The sequence below is a fragment of the Sinorhizobium sp. Y406 genome (assembly GCF_058732025.1).
Window position 1 is genome coordinate 3,418,056 of record NZ_CM178974.1, and the last position, 14,486, is coordinate 3,432,541.

16 protein-coding genes and 1 tRNA gene are annotated in these 14,486 nt (G+C 64.1%); 6 read left to right on the forward strand and 11 right to left on the reverse strand.

The window, feature by feature from the left end:
• Positions 1-75: 75 nt before the first annotated feature.
• From AC4P1R_RS16025 to AC4P1R_RS16035, 3 genes are read right to left on the reverse strand one after another with little or no spacing between them, the layout of a single operon-like run.
• Positions 76-801, reverse strand: a complete 726-nt coding sequence (locus tag AC4P1R_RS16025) for a copper homeostasis protein CutC (RefSeq protein ID WP_492177192.1) — start codon at positions 799-801, stop codon at positions 76-78.
• The gene (locus AC4P1R_RS16030) at positions 798-1,727 is read right to left on the reverse strand and encodes an ROK family protein (protein WP_225190774.1); all 930 of its coding nucleotides are present in this window, start codon (positions 1,725-1,727) and stop codon (positions 798-800) included. The genes AC4P1R_RS16025 and AC4P1R_RS16030 overlap by 4 nt, the downstream gene beginning before the upstream one ends.
• Complete coding sequence (locus AC4P1R_RS16035; protein WP_069459927.1) at positions 1,724-3,085, reverse strand: amidase; 1,362 nt, start codon at positions 3,083-3,085, stop codon at positions 1,724-1,726. Before AC4P1R_RS16035 ends, AC4P1R_RS16030 begins: the two co-directional genes overlap by 4 nt.
• Before the next feature lie 206 nt (positions 3,086-3,291).
• On the opposite strand from AC4P1R_RS16035, the gene AC4P1R_RS16040 reads away from it, so the two are divergent.
• Both AC4P1R_RS16040 and AC4P1R_RS16045 read left to right on the forward strand, forming a co-directional pair.
• Complete coding sequence (locus AC4P1R_RS16040; RefSeq protein ID WP_069459926.1) at positions 3,292-4,029, forward strand: sulfate transporter family protein; 738 nt, start codon at positions 3,292-3,294, stop codon at positions 4,027-4,029.
• Between the two features lie 142 nt (positions 4,030-4,171).
• A complete protein-coding gene (locus AC4P1R_RS16045) occupies positions 4,172-4,381 on the forward strand; it encodes a SlyX family protein (protein ID WP_069459925.1) in 210 nt (69 codons plus the stop codon).
• 104 nt (positions 4,382-4,485) lie between these two features.
• Here the strand turns inward: AC4P1R_RS16045 and AC4P1R_RS16050 are convergent, their stop codons facing one another.
• From AC4P1R_RS16050 to AC4P1R_RS16060, 3 genes are all read right to left on the reverse strand, one after another.
• Positions 4,486-5,478, reverse strand: a complete 993-nt coding sequence (locus AC4P1R_RS16050) for a BMP family lipoprotein (protein WP_492177193.1) — start codon at positions 5,476-5,478, stop codon at positions 4,486-4,488.
• 189 nt (positions 5,479-5,667) lie between these two features.
• Positions 5,668-6,318, reverse strand: a complete 651-nt coding sequence (gene msrA, locus AC4P1R_RS16055; protein WP_492177756.1) for a peptide-methionine (S)-S-oxide reductase MsrA — start codon at positions 6,316-6,318, stop codon at positions 5,668-5,670.
• 70 nt (positions 6,319-6,388) lie between these two features.
• Positions 6,389-6,706, reverse strand: coding sequence for a hypothetical protein (locus AC4P1R_RS16060; protein WP_225190775.1), 318 nt, complete (start codon positions 6,704-6,706; stop codon positions 6,389-6,391).
• A 245-nt stretch (positions 6,707-6,951) separates the two neighbouring features.
• On the opposite strand from AC4P1R_RS16060, the gene AC4P1R_RS16065 reads away from it, so the two are divergent.
• The 3 genes from AC4P1R_RS16065 to mgtA all read left to right on the forward strand — a co-directional run bounded on the left by AC4P1R_RS16065 (position 6,952) and on the right by mgtA (position 10,348).
• Positions 6,952-7,041, forward strand: a tRNA-Ser gene (locus AC4P1R_RS16065).
• Between the two features lie 113 nt (positions 7,042-7,154).
• Complete coding sequence (locus tag AC4P1R_RS16070; RefSeq protein ID WP_492177194.1) at positions 7,155-7,565, forward strand: hypothetical protein; 411 nt, start codon at positions 7,155-7,157, stop codon at positions 7,563-7,565.
• Between the two features lie 230 nt (positions 7,566-7,795).
• Positions 7,796-10,348, forward strand: a complete 2,553-nt coding sequence (gene mgtA, locus AC4P1R_RS16075) for a magnesium-translocating P-type ATPase (protein ID WP_492177195.1) — start codon at positions 7,796-7,798, stop codon at positions 10,346-10,348.
• 1 nt (position 10,349) lies between these two features.
• On the opposite strand, the gene AC4P1R_RS16080 is transcribed toward mgtA, so the two are convergent.
• The 3 genes from AC4P1R_RS16080 to AC4P1R_RS16090 form a co-directional block, all read right to left on the reverse strand.
• Positions 10,350-11,054 carry an SOS response-associated peptidase gene (locus tag AC4P1R_RS16080; protein ID WP_069459920.1) on the reverse strand — a complete coding sequence of 235 codons (705 nt, stop codon included), beginning with the start codon at positions 11,052-11,054 and terminating at the stop codon, positions 10,350-10,352.
• Positions 11,055-11,163: 109 nt separating this feature from the next.
• Positions 11,164-11,607 (reverse strand): SRPBCC family protein, encoded by a 444-nt coding sequence (locus AC4P1R_RS16085; RefSeq protein ID WP_151612006.1) that lies wholly within the window; start codon positions 11,605-11,607, stop codon positions 11,164-11,166.
• A 25-nt stretch (positions 11,608-11,632) separates the two neighbouring features.
• Positions 11,633-11,908, reverse strand: coding sequence for a BON domain-containing protein (locus AC4P1R_RS16090; RefSeq protein ID WP_069460037.1), 276 nt, complete (start codon positions 11,906-11,908; stop codon positions 11,633-11,635).
• Between the two features lie 281 nt (positions 11,909-12,189).
• Here AC4P1R_RS16090 and AC4P1R_RS16095 point away from each other — a divergent pair, with 281 nt between their 5' ends.
• Positions 12,190-13,134 carry an AEC family transporter gene (locus AC4P1R_RS16095; protein WP_069460036.1) on the forward strand — a complete coding sequence of 315 codons (945 nt, stop codon included), beginning with the start codon at positions 12,190-12,192 and terminating at the stop codon, positions 13,132-13,134.
• 37 nt (positions 13,135-13,171) lie between these two features.
• Here the strand turns inward: AC4P1R_RS16095 and AC4P1R_RS16100 are convergent, their stop codons facing one another.
• Both AC4P1R_RS16100 and AC4P1R_RS16105 read right to left on the reverse strand, forming a co-directional pair.
• Complete coding sequence (locus AC4P1R_RS16100; RefSeq protein ID WP_069459919.1) at positions 13,172-14,026, reverse strand: C40 family peptidase; 855 nt, start codon at positions 14,024-14,026, stop codon at positions 13,172-13,174.
• Between the two features lie 8 nt (positions 14,027-14,034).
• Entirely contained in the window at positions 14,035-14,379 is a 345-nt protein-coding gene (locus AC4P1R_RS16105) for a MarR family transcriptional regulator (RefSeq protein ID WP_069460035.1), read from the reverse strand.
• Positions 14,380-14,486: the final 107 nt, after the last annotated feature.

Here is a 14,486-nt window from a genome sequence, read left to right on the forward strand (position 1 = left end):
AAATGCGGCAAAAACAAACTCAATGAATCTGCGCATCGAGCTTTCCGAAGATCAGGTAGGACCTTCGGGCCGATACTATAGCGCGCTGAGCCGCCGCTTCATCGTCCTGACCGTTGCCGCATCCGTGCGGCGGCGCTCCGGCGGCGCGAAGCGCATCTCGACGATATGCTGGTCATTAGCCGGCTCACGAACGGAGCAGGATGAATGGATCTCGATGACCGCAAGCTTCGGCAGGAGTGCGTCGATCGTATCGGGATTGACGCCGGCGCCGGGCATGATCGAGAGCCGGCCGGCCGCGAGTTCGATGAGCTGCGCCAATGTGTCGATCGCTTCCGGCGCGCTTCTGGCGCCGCCCGACGTCAGTATGCGTTCGAAGCCGAGTTCGGCGGCGATGCCGATCGCCTCGGCAAAGTCCGGCACCAGATCGAAAGCCCGGTGCAGGGTCAAGCCGAGGCCGGCTGCGTGGCCGGTGAGTTTGACCAGCATGCGCTCGTCCAGCCGGCCATCCGGGCGTGATGCGCCCAGCACGACGCCCGCCAGCCCCACCTTGCGCGCCACATCGATATCGCCGCGCATGATGTCGAGCTCGGCGGGGCTGAAGACGAAATCGCCGGCGCGGGGGCGGATCATCGCATAGACCGGCACCGGCGGCGGTTTTGCGCATGCCATCAGCCCGGCGCTCGGCGTCAACCCGCCGACGGCAAGCGCCGAACAGAGCTCGATGCGATCGGCACCGCCCTCGACCGCGGCCTTCAATCCCTCCGCGTCGTCGACGCAGACCTCGAGCAGGATGTCCTTCATGCCGGTGGCCCCCCGTCCAACTGGTTCCGATTGCGGCCGAGCAGGGCGGCGCCGATCAGGCCCGGCTCCACCCGGCACTCGCCCCGCACCACCAGCGGCCGATCGAACCGGCGCAGGATCCGGCCGCGCACCGCCCGGTCGATCTCGCCGACCAGTGCCTCGGAATTCGAAAGGCCGCCGCCGACGGGGACGATCGTCGCGCCGGTGATGTTGATCACCAGGGCCAATGGCGAACTGACGAGATCGACATAGACGCCGATCGTGCCGTTCGCTTCGCCGTCGCCTTGCTGCCAGGCTTCAATGACCTCGTGGCTGGCCAATTGCCTGCCATGGAGGGCCGCATGCAGCCTTTCCAGTCCGCGCGCGCCCCCGATGGTGTCGATGCAGCCGCGCTGGCCGCAGCCGCAATCGAAGGCCGGTATTGCGACGGGCGGGTTGCCGGCTTCGCGGGCGGCAACCGGCCCATGGCCCCATTCGCCGGCAAAGCCGCCATCGGCATTGATCAGTCTACCGTCGACCACCAGCCCGCCGCCGACACCGGTCCCAAGGATTGCGCCGAAGACGATGCGGTGGCCGCGTCCGGCACCGAGGCCGGCTTCGGCAAGCGCAAAGCAATCGGCGTCATTGGCGATCACCACGGGCAGATGCAGCGCCGCCTCGAGTTCAGCCGCAAGCGCACGCCCGTCGATGCAGGGGATGTTGGCGCATTTGATCCGTTGCGTCTCTGGGTCGATGACGCCGGTGATCGAGATTGCCAGGCGGTCCGGCAGGCCGCCCGCTTCGTCGACCACCGCCTCCAGGGTCGAGACGAAACGATGGAAGTCTGTAGGCGGCGTCTGGCGCCGCGGCAGCGGAAATATGCGGTCGGGCGAATGGGTGATGGCGCCCTTGATCGCCGAACCGCCAATATCGAAGCAGATGATCATGCCTCGCCCCGGATCGGCGCCTCGAGCGCAAGAGCGGCGGAAAGCAGACGATCGTCCTGATGATGCGGCGCCGACAGGAGTAAGCCGACCGGCATGCCGGCCGCGCCCGTTCCGCAAGGGATGGAGATGCCGCAGAAATCGAGAAAATTGCCGATCAGCGTGTTGCGCAGCGTCCGGGCATTGGTCTTGAAGAAGAGCTCGTCGTCGCCAAGAAGAGGCGCGAGCGGCGGCGCCACATGCGGCAGGGTCGGATGCGCGATCAACTCGCCGGCATACAGCCTCTCCGCCGTTTCATGGATCAGCCGCTCGCGTGCCTCGACGAGGGCGATGTAGTCGCTGGCGCTGATCTTCTCGCCGAGGCGGACCCGTGTCACGACTCGGGGGTCCATCCGGGCGGCTTCGGGGCTGGCGAGGCGCTCGCGATGCAGCGCATAGGCTTCCGCATTCACCAGCGCCCCGTGACGCCTCATCAGGTCGAAGATCGCGGCGAAGCTCGGGAAGGGCTGGCGTCGGACCCGGACACCGGCGGCCTCCACCCTCTTGATCGCCGCCTCGAAGGCGGTCACGATCTCCGCTTCGGCATCGTCGAACACGATGGTTTCGGGAATGACGAGCGAAAGCTCGGCAGGTTCGGCGCGGCGGACCACCGGTGCGGTGAGGCTGTGCATGGCCGCATCCGCCCAGACGGCGTCCTGGACTGTCAGGCACAGGGGACCGAGCGAATCGAGACTTCCGGCGAGCGGAAAGACGCCCCTCATCGCATATCGCCCGCGCGTCGCCTTGTAGCCGACGACCCCGGTCATCGCCGCCGGAATGCGCACCGAACCGCCTGTATCGGTACCGATGGCGAGAGGCACAAGGCCGGCGGCGACTGCCGCCGCCGAACCGGAGGAGGAACCGCCGGGAATGCGATGGACGTCGGCCGCTGCGGGATTGCGCGGCGTGCCGTAATGCGGATTGAAGCCGAGACCGGAGAAGGCGAACTCGTTCATGCCGGTACGCCCGACGCTGACCATGCCGGCGCCGCTCAATGCCGCGACCACCGCCGCATCGGCCGGCGCCGGCGGCTGGTCCTTGAGCACCACCGAGCCGGCGGTCGTCACGCTGCCGGCCATGTCGAAGAGGTCTTTCCAGGCGACGGGAAGGCCATCGAGCAGGCCAAGCGAGCGACCGGCCCTGATGCGCTCGGAGGCCGCCTTCGCTTCCCGCCCCGCCCGCTCGCGCGTCACCTCGAGGAAGACGGCCCGGTCGTCGTGGCCCTCGATCCGGGCAAGTGTCTCCTCTGTGAGCGTGACGGGATCCACCTCGCCGGATTGCACAAGAACGGCGAGACTCGCGAGCGTCTTTTTGCTGGTCATGGTCTCTCCTTACTCTCCTTCGTCCGGGCGCCGGGCTGCACTCAAGCCTGCTCAAGCGGCGCGGGTCTCTCTGCCCTAACATATCGCCACCCATTGCGTTTGCCAGCGCCTGCCCGCCGTCGAAGCTGTAGATTGTCGAAGCGTCTTGCCGCGCCGTTCGCCTTTGCCTACATGGCGTTCGACTCATCGCCTCAAGGAGACCTGTCATGATTCTGGATGCGGCGCGGCTTGCCTTCGCCAATCTCTTTGCGGCCGAGACCCGCGCGGTCTTTTGGAAGGTCATAGGGCTCACGCTTCTGGCACTCGTCGCGCTCTGGTTTGCGCTGCGCGAGCTGTTCGTCTGGCTTGCCTTGCCGTGGTTCGACACGCTGTTTCCCGGAACGCCCGAATGGGCGGGATGGCTTACCTTCATCGTCGGCATATTTGCCAGCCTCGGCCTCGCCTTGGGGCTGGCGCTGCTGCTCGCCCCGGTGACGGCGATGATTGCCGGCTTCTTCCTCGACGACGTCGCCGAGGTGGTCGAGAAGCGCGACTATCCGGGCGAAGCCCCGGGAGTGCCGCTGCCGCTTGCCGAAGCGATCGGGAGCTCGGCGAAGTTCCTGGGGGTCGTGGTACTCGGCAATCTCGTGGCGTTGTTCCTCCTGCTGGTGCCGGGCATCAATCTCATCGCCTTCTTTGTCGTCAACGGCTACCTGCTCGGCCGGGAATTCTTCGAGTTCGCCGCCATGCGGCACCGCGTGCCGGACGAGGCGCGGCTCTTCCGCAGGAAGCACCGCGCAACGGTGTTCCTCGCGGGCCTCATGCTTGCGGCCTTCCTGGCCGTGCCCGTGCTGAACCTGCTGACGCCGCTTTTTGCCGCGGGCATGATGGTGCATCTGCATAAGATGCTCTCGGCCCGCGACCCCGGCTTCTCGGCCGTCCGCGCATCGGCCCGAAAATCGTAACCGGTTTTCGGAAAGCGCGGTGCGCAGATTCACAGACCCGCGCCGCTGTAGCCGTGTCGCGGCCGGAACGGGGGCTGATTGCTTCACGCCGCGAGCGGCCGGAAGGCCGCGCCGGTTTCAAAATGGAGAGGGAGAACCCCGCATGAGCCAGGCAGACGACCGGATTACCCGATTGGAGGAAATGGTGGCTCACCAGGCCAAGACGATCGAGGAACTCTCGGATCAATTGGCCGAGCAATGGAAGGTGGTGGAACAGACGCGGGCCAAGCTGGACCGGCTGACCGAGCGGTTTCTGACGCTCGAGGAGCAGGCGCAGGAGGCGATCCCGGTGGCACGGCCGCCGCATTACTGATTACCAACGGTGCTGCAAGTCGAGGTCCGCTTTGGGACGCGCAGCAGAAAGCCGCCGGCTCGCGAGAGCCGACGGCTTCATGACATTACAGCATAGTGCCGCGATCAATAGGGGCAGGACTCGTCCGTCATGTAGTCGTGCACCTCGAGATTGCCGGCAATGATTTCGGCCTTCACCTTTTCGACCGCTTCGAGCATGTCCGGCGTGATCAGCGCCTTGTTGTGCTCGTCGAGCGCATAGCCGACGCCGTCTTCCTTCAGGCCGAGATTGGAGACGCCGAATTCGAACTTGTCGTCCTTGGCGGCCGTGAAGGCGTCGTAGACGGCGACATCGACGCGCTTCAGCATCGAGGTCAGCACCTTGCCCGGCTGCAGCATGTTCTGGTTGGAATCGACGCCGATGCCGAGCTTGCCCGCGTCCGCTGCCGCCTGCAGAACGCCGACACCGGTGCCGCCGGCGGCGTGATAGACAACATCCGCGCCTTGGTCGATCTGCGACTTGGTGATCTCGCCGCCCTTGACCGGATCGTTCCAGGCATCCGGCGTCGTGCCCGTATAGGCTTCGAGCACCTTCAAGCCCTCACCGGTCGATTTGGCGCCGCCGACGTAGCCGCAGGCGAATTTGTGGATCAGCGGGATATCCATACCGCCGACGAAGCCGACCGTCTTCGTCTCGGAGGCGAGACCGGCGAGCACGCCGACGAGATAGGAGCCTTCCTGCTCCTTGAAGACGATGGATTTGACGTTCGGCTTGTCGACCACCATGTCGATGATGGCGAACTTGGTGTCCGGGTATTCCGGCGCGATCTTCTCGAGCGATGCCGCCCAGTTGAAGCCGGCCATGACGATCGGGCTGTTGCCGTCGCTGGCGAAACGGCGCAGCGCCTGCTCCCGCTGGGCATCGTTGGCGATTTCGAATTCGCGATATTCGATGCCTGTTTCGGCCTTGAACTTTTCGGCGCCGTTGAAGGCGGCCTCGTTGAAGGATTTGTCGAACTTGCCGCCGAGATCGTAAATGATCGCCGGCTTGATGTCCGCGGCCAGCGCCGTCGCGGACATCATCGAGAAAGCAAAGAGACCGAGAATGGTTTTTTTCATCTTGCAGCCCTGTCGTCGCAATTGAATGTTTTCGGGTTTTCCGGCGGCATCGGAAGCCTCGCCGCGGAACCCGCCCCTCTTCTGTTTAAGGCTTGGGTGGCGGCATCCTTGCACGGCTTCGGCAAAAAAACACTCGAAATTTTTCGGATGGTAAAAAACCACGCGCGGCGCCGTTGGACAATGCTCGCGTCAGCCGACGGGGCAGTTGACGCCGGTGCCGCGCAATCCGCAATAGCCGTCGGGGTTTTTGGCGAGATACTGCTGGTGGTAGTCATCGGCGAAGTAAAAGGGTCCGGCCATCCCGATCTCGGTGGTGATCTCGCGCCCGTGGCCGGAGGACTTCAATGCCTTCCGGTAAATGTTTCGGGCGGCATTCGCCTCGGCGAGCTGCTCTTCGTCATGGACATGGACTGCCGAGCGATAGGTCGTGCCGATATCGTTGCCCTGCCGCATGCCCTGTGTCGGGTCATGCTCTTCGAAGAAGGTCTTGAGCAGCCGGGCGAAGGAGACCTTACCGGGATCGTAGACGACCAGCACGACCTCGGCATGCCCCGTCAGACCGGTCGTCGTTTCCTGGTAGGTCGGGTTCGGCGTCAGCCCGCCGGAATAGCCGACGGCGGTCACGTGCACGCCGGGCGTCTTCCAGAAGAGCTGCTCGGCGCCCCAGAAGCAGCCCATGCCGAAGAGCACTTTCTTCGTCCCTTCCGGATAGGGGCCCTTGAGCGGCCGTCCGGAGACGAAATGCGTCTCGGCGGTGGGGATTTCCTGGCTGCGTCCGGGCAGCGCGGTCTCGGCGTCCGGCAGGAGGGTTTTCTTGTTGAACATGTCGATCAGAAACATCTCGGTGCTCATTTCATGCGCCGTAGGTACTCAGGAAACATGCGGACCGGAATAGGGCAGCCGATTGCTCTCAGGCGGCAAAGCGCCCGGCCGCCGGCCTTCTCCTGTAGCCCGCCATCCAGAGAAGGAGGGCGATGACAAGAAACACCGCAAATGCCGGCTGCATGAACAGCCAATGCAGAGCGGCGAGCCAGATTGCCGGCCCGGAATCGGTCCGCTGCAGCGATTGCACCCAACCGAGCGCTTCCGGCCCGAGCACCTCAATGCCCTCTCCAAGCGGCGTCATCACCGGCGCGGAGGCCGCCACCGACTGGATCGAGTCGATCGTTCCCGCGAGCACGGCAACCGTCAGCGCAAGCAAGCTCGCAAAGCGCAGCAAGAAACGCATCCGTCCTCCTTTGACGCCGGGCGCGCGCGAAAGACTATTTCGTGAGTTCCGGGCATCGGCATCTGCATCAAGAGATAGGCCGGCCGCCGAATGAGCGCAATGGCCGGCGGCGCACGCGCGCGTAACGTGCTGTCAATATTCTGTCAGAAACCAGTTGATCCCGTCCGCATCATCGGTATATATCGCGCCCGTCCGCCGGTTTTCGCCGGCGCACCAGCCGGATTGACCAACGGCTGCAGACGGATGGACAGGTGGCCGAGTGGTTGAAGGCGCACGCCTGGAACGCGTGTATACGTGAAAGCGTATCGAGGGTTCGAATCCCTCTCTGTCCGCCATCAAACTCTAAGCGTGATGCGGCGTAGCGCCGGTGGCCGTGGCGGATCGGTGTATTCTAAGCCGTCTGGGGAGCGCCTTTCCGGGAAATCCTCGCCCTAGCGCGGAGTCCTCGATGACAGAGACCGTTACAGTCACGCAGGAGATCACAGAGAAGGTCGCAGCGGCGGGGCTTCGCCTGCGGTTCGACAAGGTGGCTTTGCGGCTCATCGAGAATTTACAATCCGCCCTGGCCGAGATCGTACCAGAAGACCAAACCTTGATCTTCACCCTGACCGCTCCAATAAGACTTCCCGCAAAGACGGCTATTGCAATAGAAGGTCTGGTGCGCGACGGTCCGCCTGATAGCGAGGTGGGAAACACAATCCACGGCAACCATATCCGGCTTTGCCGCGTTACGGGTGTCTCGGCAAAAATGCCGAGGGTTGTCGGGTTCGTGCACAATCCCGATTCAGACGCCAGTCTTATCCTGACCTTGGCTGAGGCGCGGCTGCTCGGGCGGAATCCGTTCAGTCCCGAGGCCTGACTGGCGCCTGGGCTGGGTGCCTGATCATCCTTGGGCCATTCGATAGGGCTATAGCGTATAAGTTGTTCATCACTATCGGTCGTGGTCCGCCATCCCGCTTCTTTTGCTACAATTCATCCCGGTTGGATCTGCTGCGCGGTAGGCGCCCGCACGGGCTCGTCCTTTGCGCAAAACGAACGATCCTGGCTTGCTCGTCGGAGTGAGCCACGTCGGGGGATTGGACAGGGCGTATGCCAGACGCGGATGATGGGAGCCCCTACTGGAGCGTGGACCAAATCGCGGTGGCGGATTCGCTTGGATCCGGACCGAATGGACTTACCTCTGATCGCGCTGCCGCCCGGCTTGCCTCGGTCGGCCTCAACAGCGTCGAGGACGCCGCGCATCTAAGTGCCCTGCGCCTTTTGCTGCGCCAGTTTGAAAGCCCACTCGTTCTTATCCTGGTTTTCGCCGCGGCGATCTCACTTATTCTGCGCCAATGGATCGATGCCGGAATTATTCTGGCCATCGTTATTGGAAGTGCGCTGCTGAGCTTCTTTCAGGAGCACCGGGCCTCCGCCGCCGTCGAGGAGTTGAAGAAACGCCTTGCGCTGACCTGCCGCGTCATTCGCGACGGGGCGGAGCGAGAGATCCCGGTCAGCATCATCGTGCCCGGCGACGTCATCCTGCTGTCCGCTGGCAATCTCATTCCCGCCGACGGTGTCGTGATCGAGGCAGCGGATTTCCTCGTCAGCGAGGCCGGCATGACCGGCGAGTCCTTCCCGGTCGAGAAGCGCCCGGGGGCGGTCCGGCGGGACGCGGCGATCGCGGAACGGACGAATTGCGTGTTTCTGGGGGCGTCGGTGCGTAGCGGCACGGCCAGGGTGCTCGCGGTCAAGACGGGGCATCGAACCGAGTTCGGCGCGATCGCCGCCCGTTTGCACGCCCGTCAGCCAGAAACCGACTTTGCCCGAGGCGTGCGCCAGTTCGGCTATCTGCTTATCCGTGTGATGGTTGTCATCGTCCTGTTCGTGCTGACCGTGAACTTGCTGCTCGATCGTCCGGTGGTCGAATCGCTGCTCTTCGCGGCGGCTCTGGCTGTTGGGCTGTCGCCGGAGCTCCTGCCCGCGATCATCAGCGTGACGCTTTCGGCTGGCGCGCGCACCATGAGCCGGCGTGGCGTCATTGTGCGCAGGCTCGACGCCATTGAGAATCTTGGCAGCATGGACATTCTCTGCACCGACAAGACCGGCACGCTGACCGAGGGCACCATCGTGCTGAGCGAGGTGCTCGATACGGCGAGTCGGCCCTCTGACGAAGTCAGACGCCTGGCCCATGTCAATGCCGCGCTTGAGACCGGGATCGGGAACCTGCTGGATGCGGCCATTGTCGCGGCTGGCGAGAGCCTGGGATTGTCCATCATCGGTCTGACCAAGATCGACGAGATCCCCTATGATTTCGAAAGGCGTAGGCTGACCGTCGTCGTGGCCGAAGATGCCGCACCGGGACAGCACCTGATTGTCACCAAGGGGGCATTTGCCAACGTCCTCGATATCTGCACGTCGCTCGAGCGCGATGGCGCGACGGCACCTCTGGATGAGGCCGCGCGGGCAGATCTGGAGGCCGTTTTCAAGGCGAAAGGCCACCAAGGCTTTCGCGTGCTGGCCCTGGCCACCCGCCGCGTTGTCGCGCGGGCTGACTACGACCGCCAGGATGAATGTGAGATGACTTTTCGCGGGTTCCTGGTGTTCCTCGACCCGCCCAAGCCTGATGCGAAGCAGACGATCAGCGATCTCGCCCGGCTGGGCATCGCGATCAAGGTGATCAGCGGCGACAACCGCCATGTCACCGCCCACATGGCTGAGGCCGTCGGGTTGAACGCCAAGTCGATGCTGACCGGAGCGGAACTGGCCGGGCTCAAGGACGAGGCGCTATGGCACCTGGCTCCGCGCACCGATCTTTTCGTCGAGGTCGACCCGCAGCAGAAGGAACGGATCGTCCGGGCCCTGCAGCGCACCGGCCATTCCGTGGGCTATCTGGGAGACGGGATCAATGACGCACCAGCCCTCTACACGGCCGATGTCGGCATTTCCGTTGACGATGCGGTGGATGTTGCGCGCGAAAGCGCCGACATCATCCTGCTGAGCCGCGACCTGGACGTGCTTCGCACGGGTGTCGAGGACGGCCGCCGGACCTTTGCCAACACTCTCAAATACATCTCGATCACGACAAGCGCGAATTTCGGCAACATGATCAGCATGGCGCTGGCGACGCCACTCCTGCCGTTCCTGCCGCTGGCGGCCAAGCAGATCCTTCTGAACAATTTCCTTTCGGACGTGCCCTCGATTGCGATCTCCAGCGACAACGTCGACCCGGAGCGGGTGCTCCGTCCCCAGGGCTGGAACGTCAAGGACATCCAGAAATTCATGATCGTCTTCGGGCTGATCAGCTCGGTCTTCGATCTTTTGACGTTCGGCGTGCTGCTCCTCCTCTTCCAGGCGGACGAGGCGACGTTCCAGACCTCCTGGTTCATGATATCCCTGCTGACGGAACTGGCGGTCGTGCTCGTCCTGCGGACCCACAAGCCCGCCTTTCGCAGCAAGCCCAGCCGGTTGCTCCTGTGGTCGACCCTTGCCGTGGTCATCGCCACCTTCGCGATGCCATTCCTTGGGGACTTGACGTCGGTGTTCGGTTTCGTGCCGCTCTCGACCGCCCTGCTTGCCGCCATCGTTGCTATCGTGCTCGGATATATCGTAGCCACAGAAGCGGCCAAGGCGCGGTACTTCCGTTTGGAGAACTCGACGTGAGTCAGGCCTCCGGGTCGACCTGCTCGAGAATATCCGCCGCTTCGTATTTCGGCGAGCCCACCTTTCTGTCGATCGGCCACATGATCATCAGTTCGGCCGGGAACGGTTTCATCAGCTCCGAGGGATCCGGCTCCGGCGAGAGCCAGCGCTCGTAGTCGGCCCGGTGCAGGACCACCGGCATGCGGTCGTGGATTGTTGCCATCATTTCGTTCGGCGGGCAGGTGATGACGCAGAAGGTGCGGATATCCTCGTCGGTTTTCGGATCGCGCCAGGTCTCCCACAGGCCGGCCAGCGCAAAGGGTTCGCCGGACTTCATGGCGATCGCATAGGGCTGCTTGTTCTTGCCGGTGCCGTAGATGTCCTTCCATTCGAAGAAGCCGTCGATCGGGATGAGGCAGCGGCGGCTGCGATAGGCGTGCTTGAAGAGGCCATTGGTCGCGATACCCTCGCAGCGCGCATTGACCGGCGGCCGGCCGGTCGCCTTCATCCAGCGCGGCATCAGTCCCCAGCGTGCGCTGACGAAGGTGGGACCGAAGACATCCGGGTCGCGGATCACGTCGGTGATGATAATCGGATAGGTGAGCGACGGCGCACCGTTATAGCGCGGAAGCTGGTTTGCCATTCCCTCGACCGCCTGCCGCTCGGCGAAGGAGAATTCACGCAGCAGCGCATCGAGAGTGCTCTTGATATAGACGCGTCCGCACATCGGCCGTCCTCCCTTGAGGGGAGGGTACCGCGACGACGCGCCGCGTCAATGAAAACGTCCTGCGGTCGAAGCCGGAAAGCCGGAGATGCGGTGAATTCCGAACGGATGATCAGCCTTCGACATAGGTCTTGATGTTCCGTGCCTGAATTTCCCATCCCTCGTCATTGCTGCGCAAAGCCGCCGCCCGCTGGTCCTCCGGCAAGTTGTCGAACCCGGATTCGATGATCGTCAGGCGCGTGCCCGTGGCCGTCGGCTGCAGGTGAAATTCGACCCGCGTCGCGGGTTCCCGCAACGGATCCGGATCCGGGTCTTGCGAGTGCGGCCACCGGAACCAAAAAAGCCGCGGCGCCTCCATGCGCTCCGTGACCGAAGTCCATTTGACTCCTTCATGGCCCGGATAGGTTATTTCGCCGGTGGTGACCTCCCCGACGACAAAAGGTCCGTCGAGCCGAACCCGAAACCATTCCCCGAAGGCATTGTGGTCGGTCAGGGCGTGCCAGACGTCTTCGGCCGGTGCGTTCACCTCGACGGTCTTTTCGATGCGGTTCTCCACCATGCAATCTCCTGATCCGCGGGGGTCATTCCTCCGCTTTTTCTCCGCGCGCCGTCAGCTGATTGTCGACGCGCGCGACGCCGATCACCGCGGCTGCGGCTTCGCCGAGATGGGCGACGTCCGCCTCCGTCGCGACCGTCCCCGAAAGCAGGATCCAGTTGCCCATTGCGGTGATGGAAACATCGCGCGTGTCGATTGTGGTCGCATAACGAAGGAAGCGTCCAACCTTCTCCGCCAGCGCGTCGTCGGTCAGATGCGGGTGGTCGTCTCCGCGTGAATAGATCGAATGCTCCGTAGCCATGTCCATACCCCGTCGAGGCCAACGCTTGTGCGGACCGAAATGTTCCGAAGCCGGGCGGCATGCTTGCTCCTGCGATCGTGGCCATGACATTGCAGCGCCGCGTCTTTCCCGGCGCGCAAAGATCGCTGAAACGCTTGGATCCGCGCATCGAGATTTCCGAAAACCGGTTCCGATCGTCGGGCCGATGCGCTAAACCTCCATCAAAGAAGGCGCGATTTCCGCGATCCGCGCCACCCGTCCCTCCGGATCGCTTCCCCATCTTTCTGGACCAAGGCCCATCGATGTCCGAAGTCTTTCTGAACGTGCTTCCGATCTTCATTCTGATTCTGACCGGCTGGCTGGTGGTGCGGTTCGGCTACCTGAAACCGGCCGTCGGCGAGGCGCTCGGCGATTTCGTCTTCCGCGTCGCCGTGCCGGTCCTGCTCTTCCGCACCATTGCCGAGGCGGATTTCCGGGAGGGCTCGCCGTGGCCGCTCTGGCTTGCTTATTTCTCCGGCGTCGCAGTCACCTGGACCATGGGCCATCTCGCCGCGACGCTCGGTTTCGGGCGCGACCCTCGCATGGGCGTGCTCGCGGGCGTATCCTCGGCTTTCGCCAATACGGTCTTCATCGGCCTGCCGCTGGTCTCGCGTGTGGTGGGGGAGGAGGGCGTGGTGGCGCTTTCGATCCTGCTCTCGGTGCATCTGCCGGTGATGATGATCGCCGGAACGGTGTTCATGGAACGCGCCGAGCGTAAGACGAGCGGCAAGCCGGGCCAGGGGCTCGGCCGGCTGCTTGCGGGCGTCGCGCGCAATCTCGTCCGCAATCCGCTGGTGATCGGGCTTGCCCTCGGCGCGCTCTTTCACCTCCTCGGCCAGCCGCTCGGCGGGCCGGCGAAAATCGTCGTCGATCAGCTTGCTGCCGTTGCAGCACCTGCTGCGCTCATCTCGATCGGCATGGCGCTCGACCGCTACGGTGTGGCTGGCAATACCGGGCTCGCCAGCGTCACCAGCGGTCTGAAGCTCGTGGTGCTGCCGGGCACCGTCTTCGCCGCCTGTCATCTCCTGGGCTTGAGCGAGAGCTGGACCGCCGCTCTGGTGCTGACCTCGTCCGTGCCGACCGGCGTCAACGCTTGGCTGATCGCCAACCATTTCAATGTCGGCCATGCGCTCGCCTCCTCGACGATCACGCTGACCACGGCGCTCGGCGTCGTCAGCGTTTCCGCCTGGGCCTATCTGTTGATGTGATTCGCGCCGTCGCGCCAAACCTGCGCACGCGATGATCTCAAGGCCGCCGATATCCGGTCGGCTGAGCGTAGAGCCAGCCGATCCGGCGGATGGCGTCGTCCAGCCCTTCGCGGGCGACGGTCATAGTGTGGCCGTTTGCATGCAGCAGTGTCAGCTCGTCTTCCATGATGGCGACATGGCCTTTCCAGAAGACGAGATCGCCGCGAACGAGCTCTTCGCGCCCGATCGGCCTGCCGATCGCCTCCACCTGCATATCGGTGTCGCGCGGAACGTGGCGACCCGTCATCAGCATGGAAAGCTGGACAAGGCCGGAGCAGTCGATGCCGAAACCGGAGCGGCCGCCCCACAGATAGGGCGTTTCAAGCATGCGGGCGGCAACCGACACGTAGTCTTCAGCGACAGGTAGCCCGGCCGGGGCGCAATGATCGGCGACGACCGCCAGCCCGCCATCGAGCAGGAAATAGCGCATGCCGCGCGTCTCCGTCTCCCCGACGACTGTGAGCCGGCTTCCCATCGAAAGGGCGAAGGCCTGAGGAAAGCGCAGGTCCGCGCCGCGATAGGCGAAGGTCCGCGGCACCTGGACGATGTGGGTCGGAGGCAGGGTCGCTTCTTCCATCGCGCCGTGTGGCACATAGCCGACGTAACCGTCGAGCTCGGATTTGACCCAGGCCCAGCCGTCGGCGACGTCGAGAACCCGCGCCGCCTCGCCATAGAGCAGCTCCGTATCCGCACCACAGGCAAGGTCCGGCCTTGCCCTGAGCGGCGTCACCGGCGCTGAGACCGTCGCCGGCCTGCCTTCGACGTAGCGCTTCGCATCTATCACGCCGCGCAGGCGCGCCTCGGCAAGGTCCTCGCGATAGGCATTGAGACGGCGATCGAGGGTGTCGGGCATGGCTGAGCTCACAGTTTCCGTCCCTGATTGATGATCAGATCGCCGAATTTTTCAAGGTAGAGAGCACCCTCGACCGTGCGTTTGATGATGACATTGCGTCGGTCGCGGTCGTCGCGCACCCGATCGACGAGACCGAGCGCGCCCATGGTGTCGAGCGCCCGCGTGATTACCGGTTTCGTCACGCCGAGGGTCGCGGCGAGGCCGCGCACGGTGTGCGGCGGCGGCACCAGATAGATTTCGAGCAGGATCGCCATCTGGCGCAGCGTGAGGTCGCGGCTGTCGACGCGCACCTGCTCGCGCGAGACCGCGTGCCAGAGCCCCAGCGCTTGGGAGGGCGTCAGTTCGACCGGCAAGGGAAACTCCTGCGCAAAACCACTCGCCGGCACCCTAGCCGCCCGATCGTTACGCAAGCGTTTCTTCCAGACGTGAATCCTGGTGGGCCGCCTCCTCACGTGGACGA

What these genes read in the sequence shown, in the direction of transcription:
- AC4P1R_RS16070 (WP_492177194.1), top strand. Translation starts at nt 7,155, where the DNA reads ATGACAGAGACCGTTACAGTCACGCAGGAGATCACAGAGAAGGTCGCA.
- AC4P1R_RS16030 (WP_225190774.1), bottom strand. Translation starts at nt 1,727, where the DNA reads ATGATCATCTGCTTCGATATTGGCGGTTCGGCGATCAAGGGCGCCATC.
- AC4P1R_RS16050 (WP_492177193.1), bottom strand. Translation starts at nt 5,478, where the DNA reads ATGAAAAAAACCATTCTCGGTCTCTTTGCTTTCTCGATGATGTCCGCG.
- AC4P1R_RS16035 (WP_069459927.1), bottom strand. Translation starts at nt 3,085, where the DNA reads ATGACCAGCAAAAAGACGCTCGCGAGTCTCGCCGTTCTTGTGCAATCC.
- mgtA (WP_492177195.1), top strand. Translation starts at nt 7,796, where the DNA reads ATGCCAGACGCGGATGATGGGAGCCCCTACTGGAGCGTGGACCAAATC.
- msrA (WP_492177756.1), bottom strand. Translation starts at nt 6,318, where the DNA reads ATGTTTCTGATCGACATGTTCAACAAGAAAACCCTCCTGCCGGACGCC.
- AC4P1R_RS16095 (WP_069460036.1), top strand. Translation starts at nt 12,190, where the DNA reads ATGTCCGAAGTCTTTCTGAACGTGCTTCCGATCTTCATTCTGATTCTG.
- AC4P1R_RS16090 (WP_069460037.1), bottom strand. Translation starts at nt 11,908, where the DNA reads ATGGCTACGGAGCATTCGATCTATTCACGCGGAGACGACCACCCGCAT.
- AC4P1R_RS16100 (WP_069459919.1), bottom strand. Translation starts at nt 14,026, where the DNA reads ATGCCCGACACCCTCGATCGCCGTCTCAATGCCTATCGCGAGGACCTT.
- AC4P1R_RS16060 (WP_225190775.1), bottom strand. Translation starts at nt 6,706, where the DNA reads ATGCGTTTCTTGCTGCGCTTTGCGAGCTTGCTTGCGCTGACGGTTGCC.
- AC4P1R_RS16045 (WP_069459925.1), top strand. Translation starts at nt 4,172, where the DNA reads ATGAGCCAGGCAGACGACCGGATTACCCGATTGGAGGAAATGGTGGCT.
- AC4P1R_RS16025 (WP_492177192.1), bottom strand. Translation starts at nt 801, where the DNA reads ATGAAGGACATCCTGCTCGAGGTCTGCGTCGACGACGCGGAGGGATTG.
- AC4P1R_RS16040 (WP_069459926.1), top strand. Translation starts at nt 3,292, where the DNA reads ATGATTCTGGATGCGGCGCGGCTTGCCTTCGCCAATCTCTTTGCGGCC.
- AC4P1R_RS16080 (WP_069459920.1), bottom strand. Translation starts at nt 11,054, where the DNA reads ATGTGCGGACGCGTCTATATCAAGAGCACTCTCGATGCGCTGCTGCGT.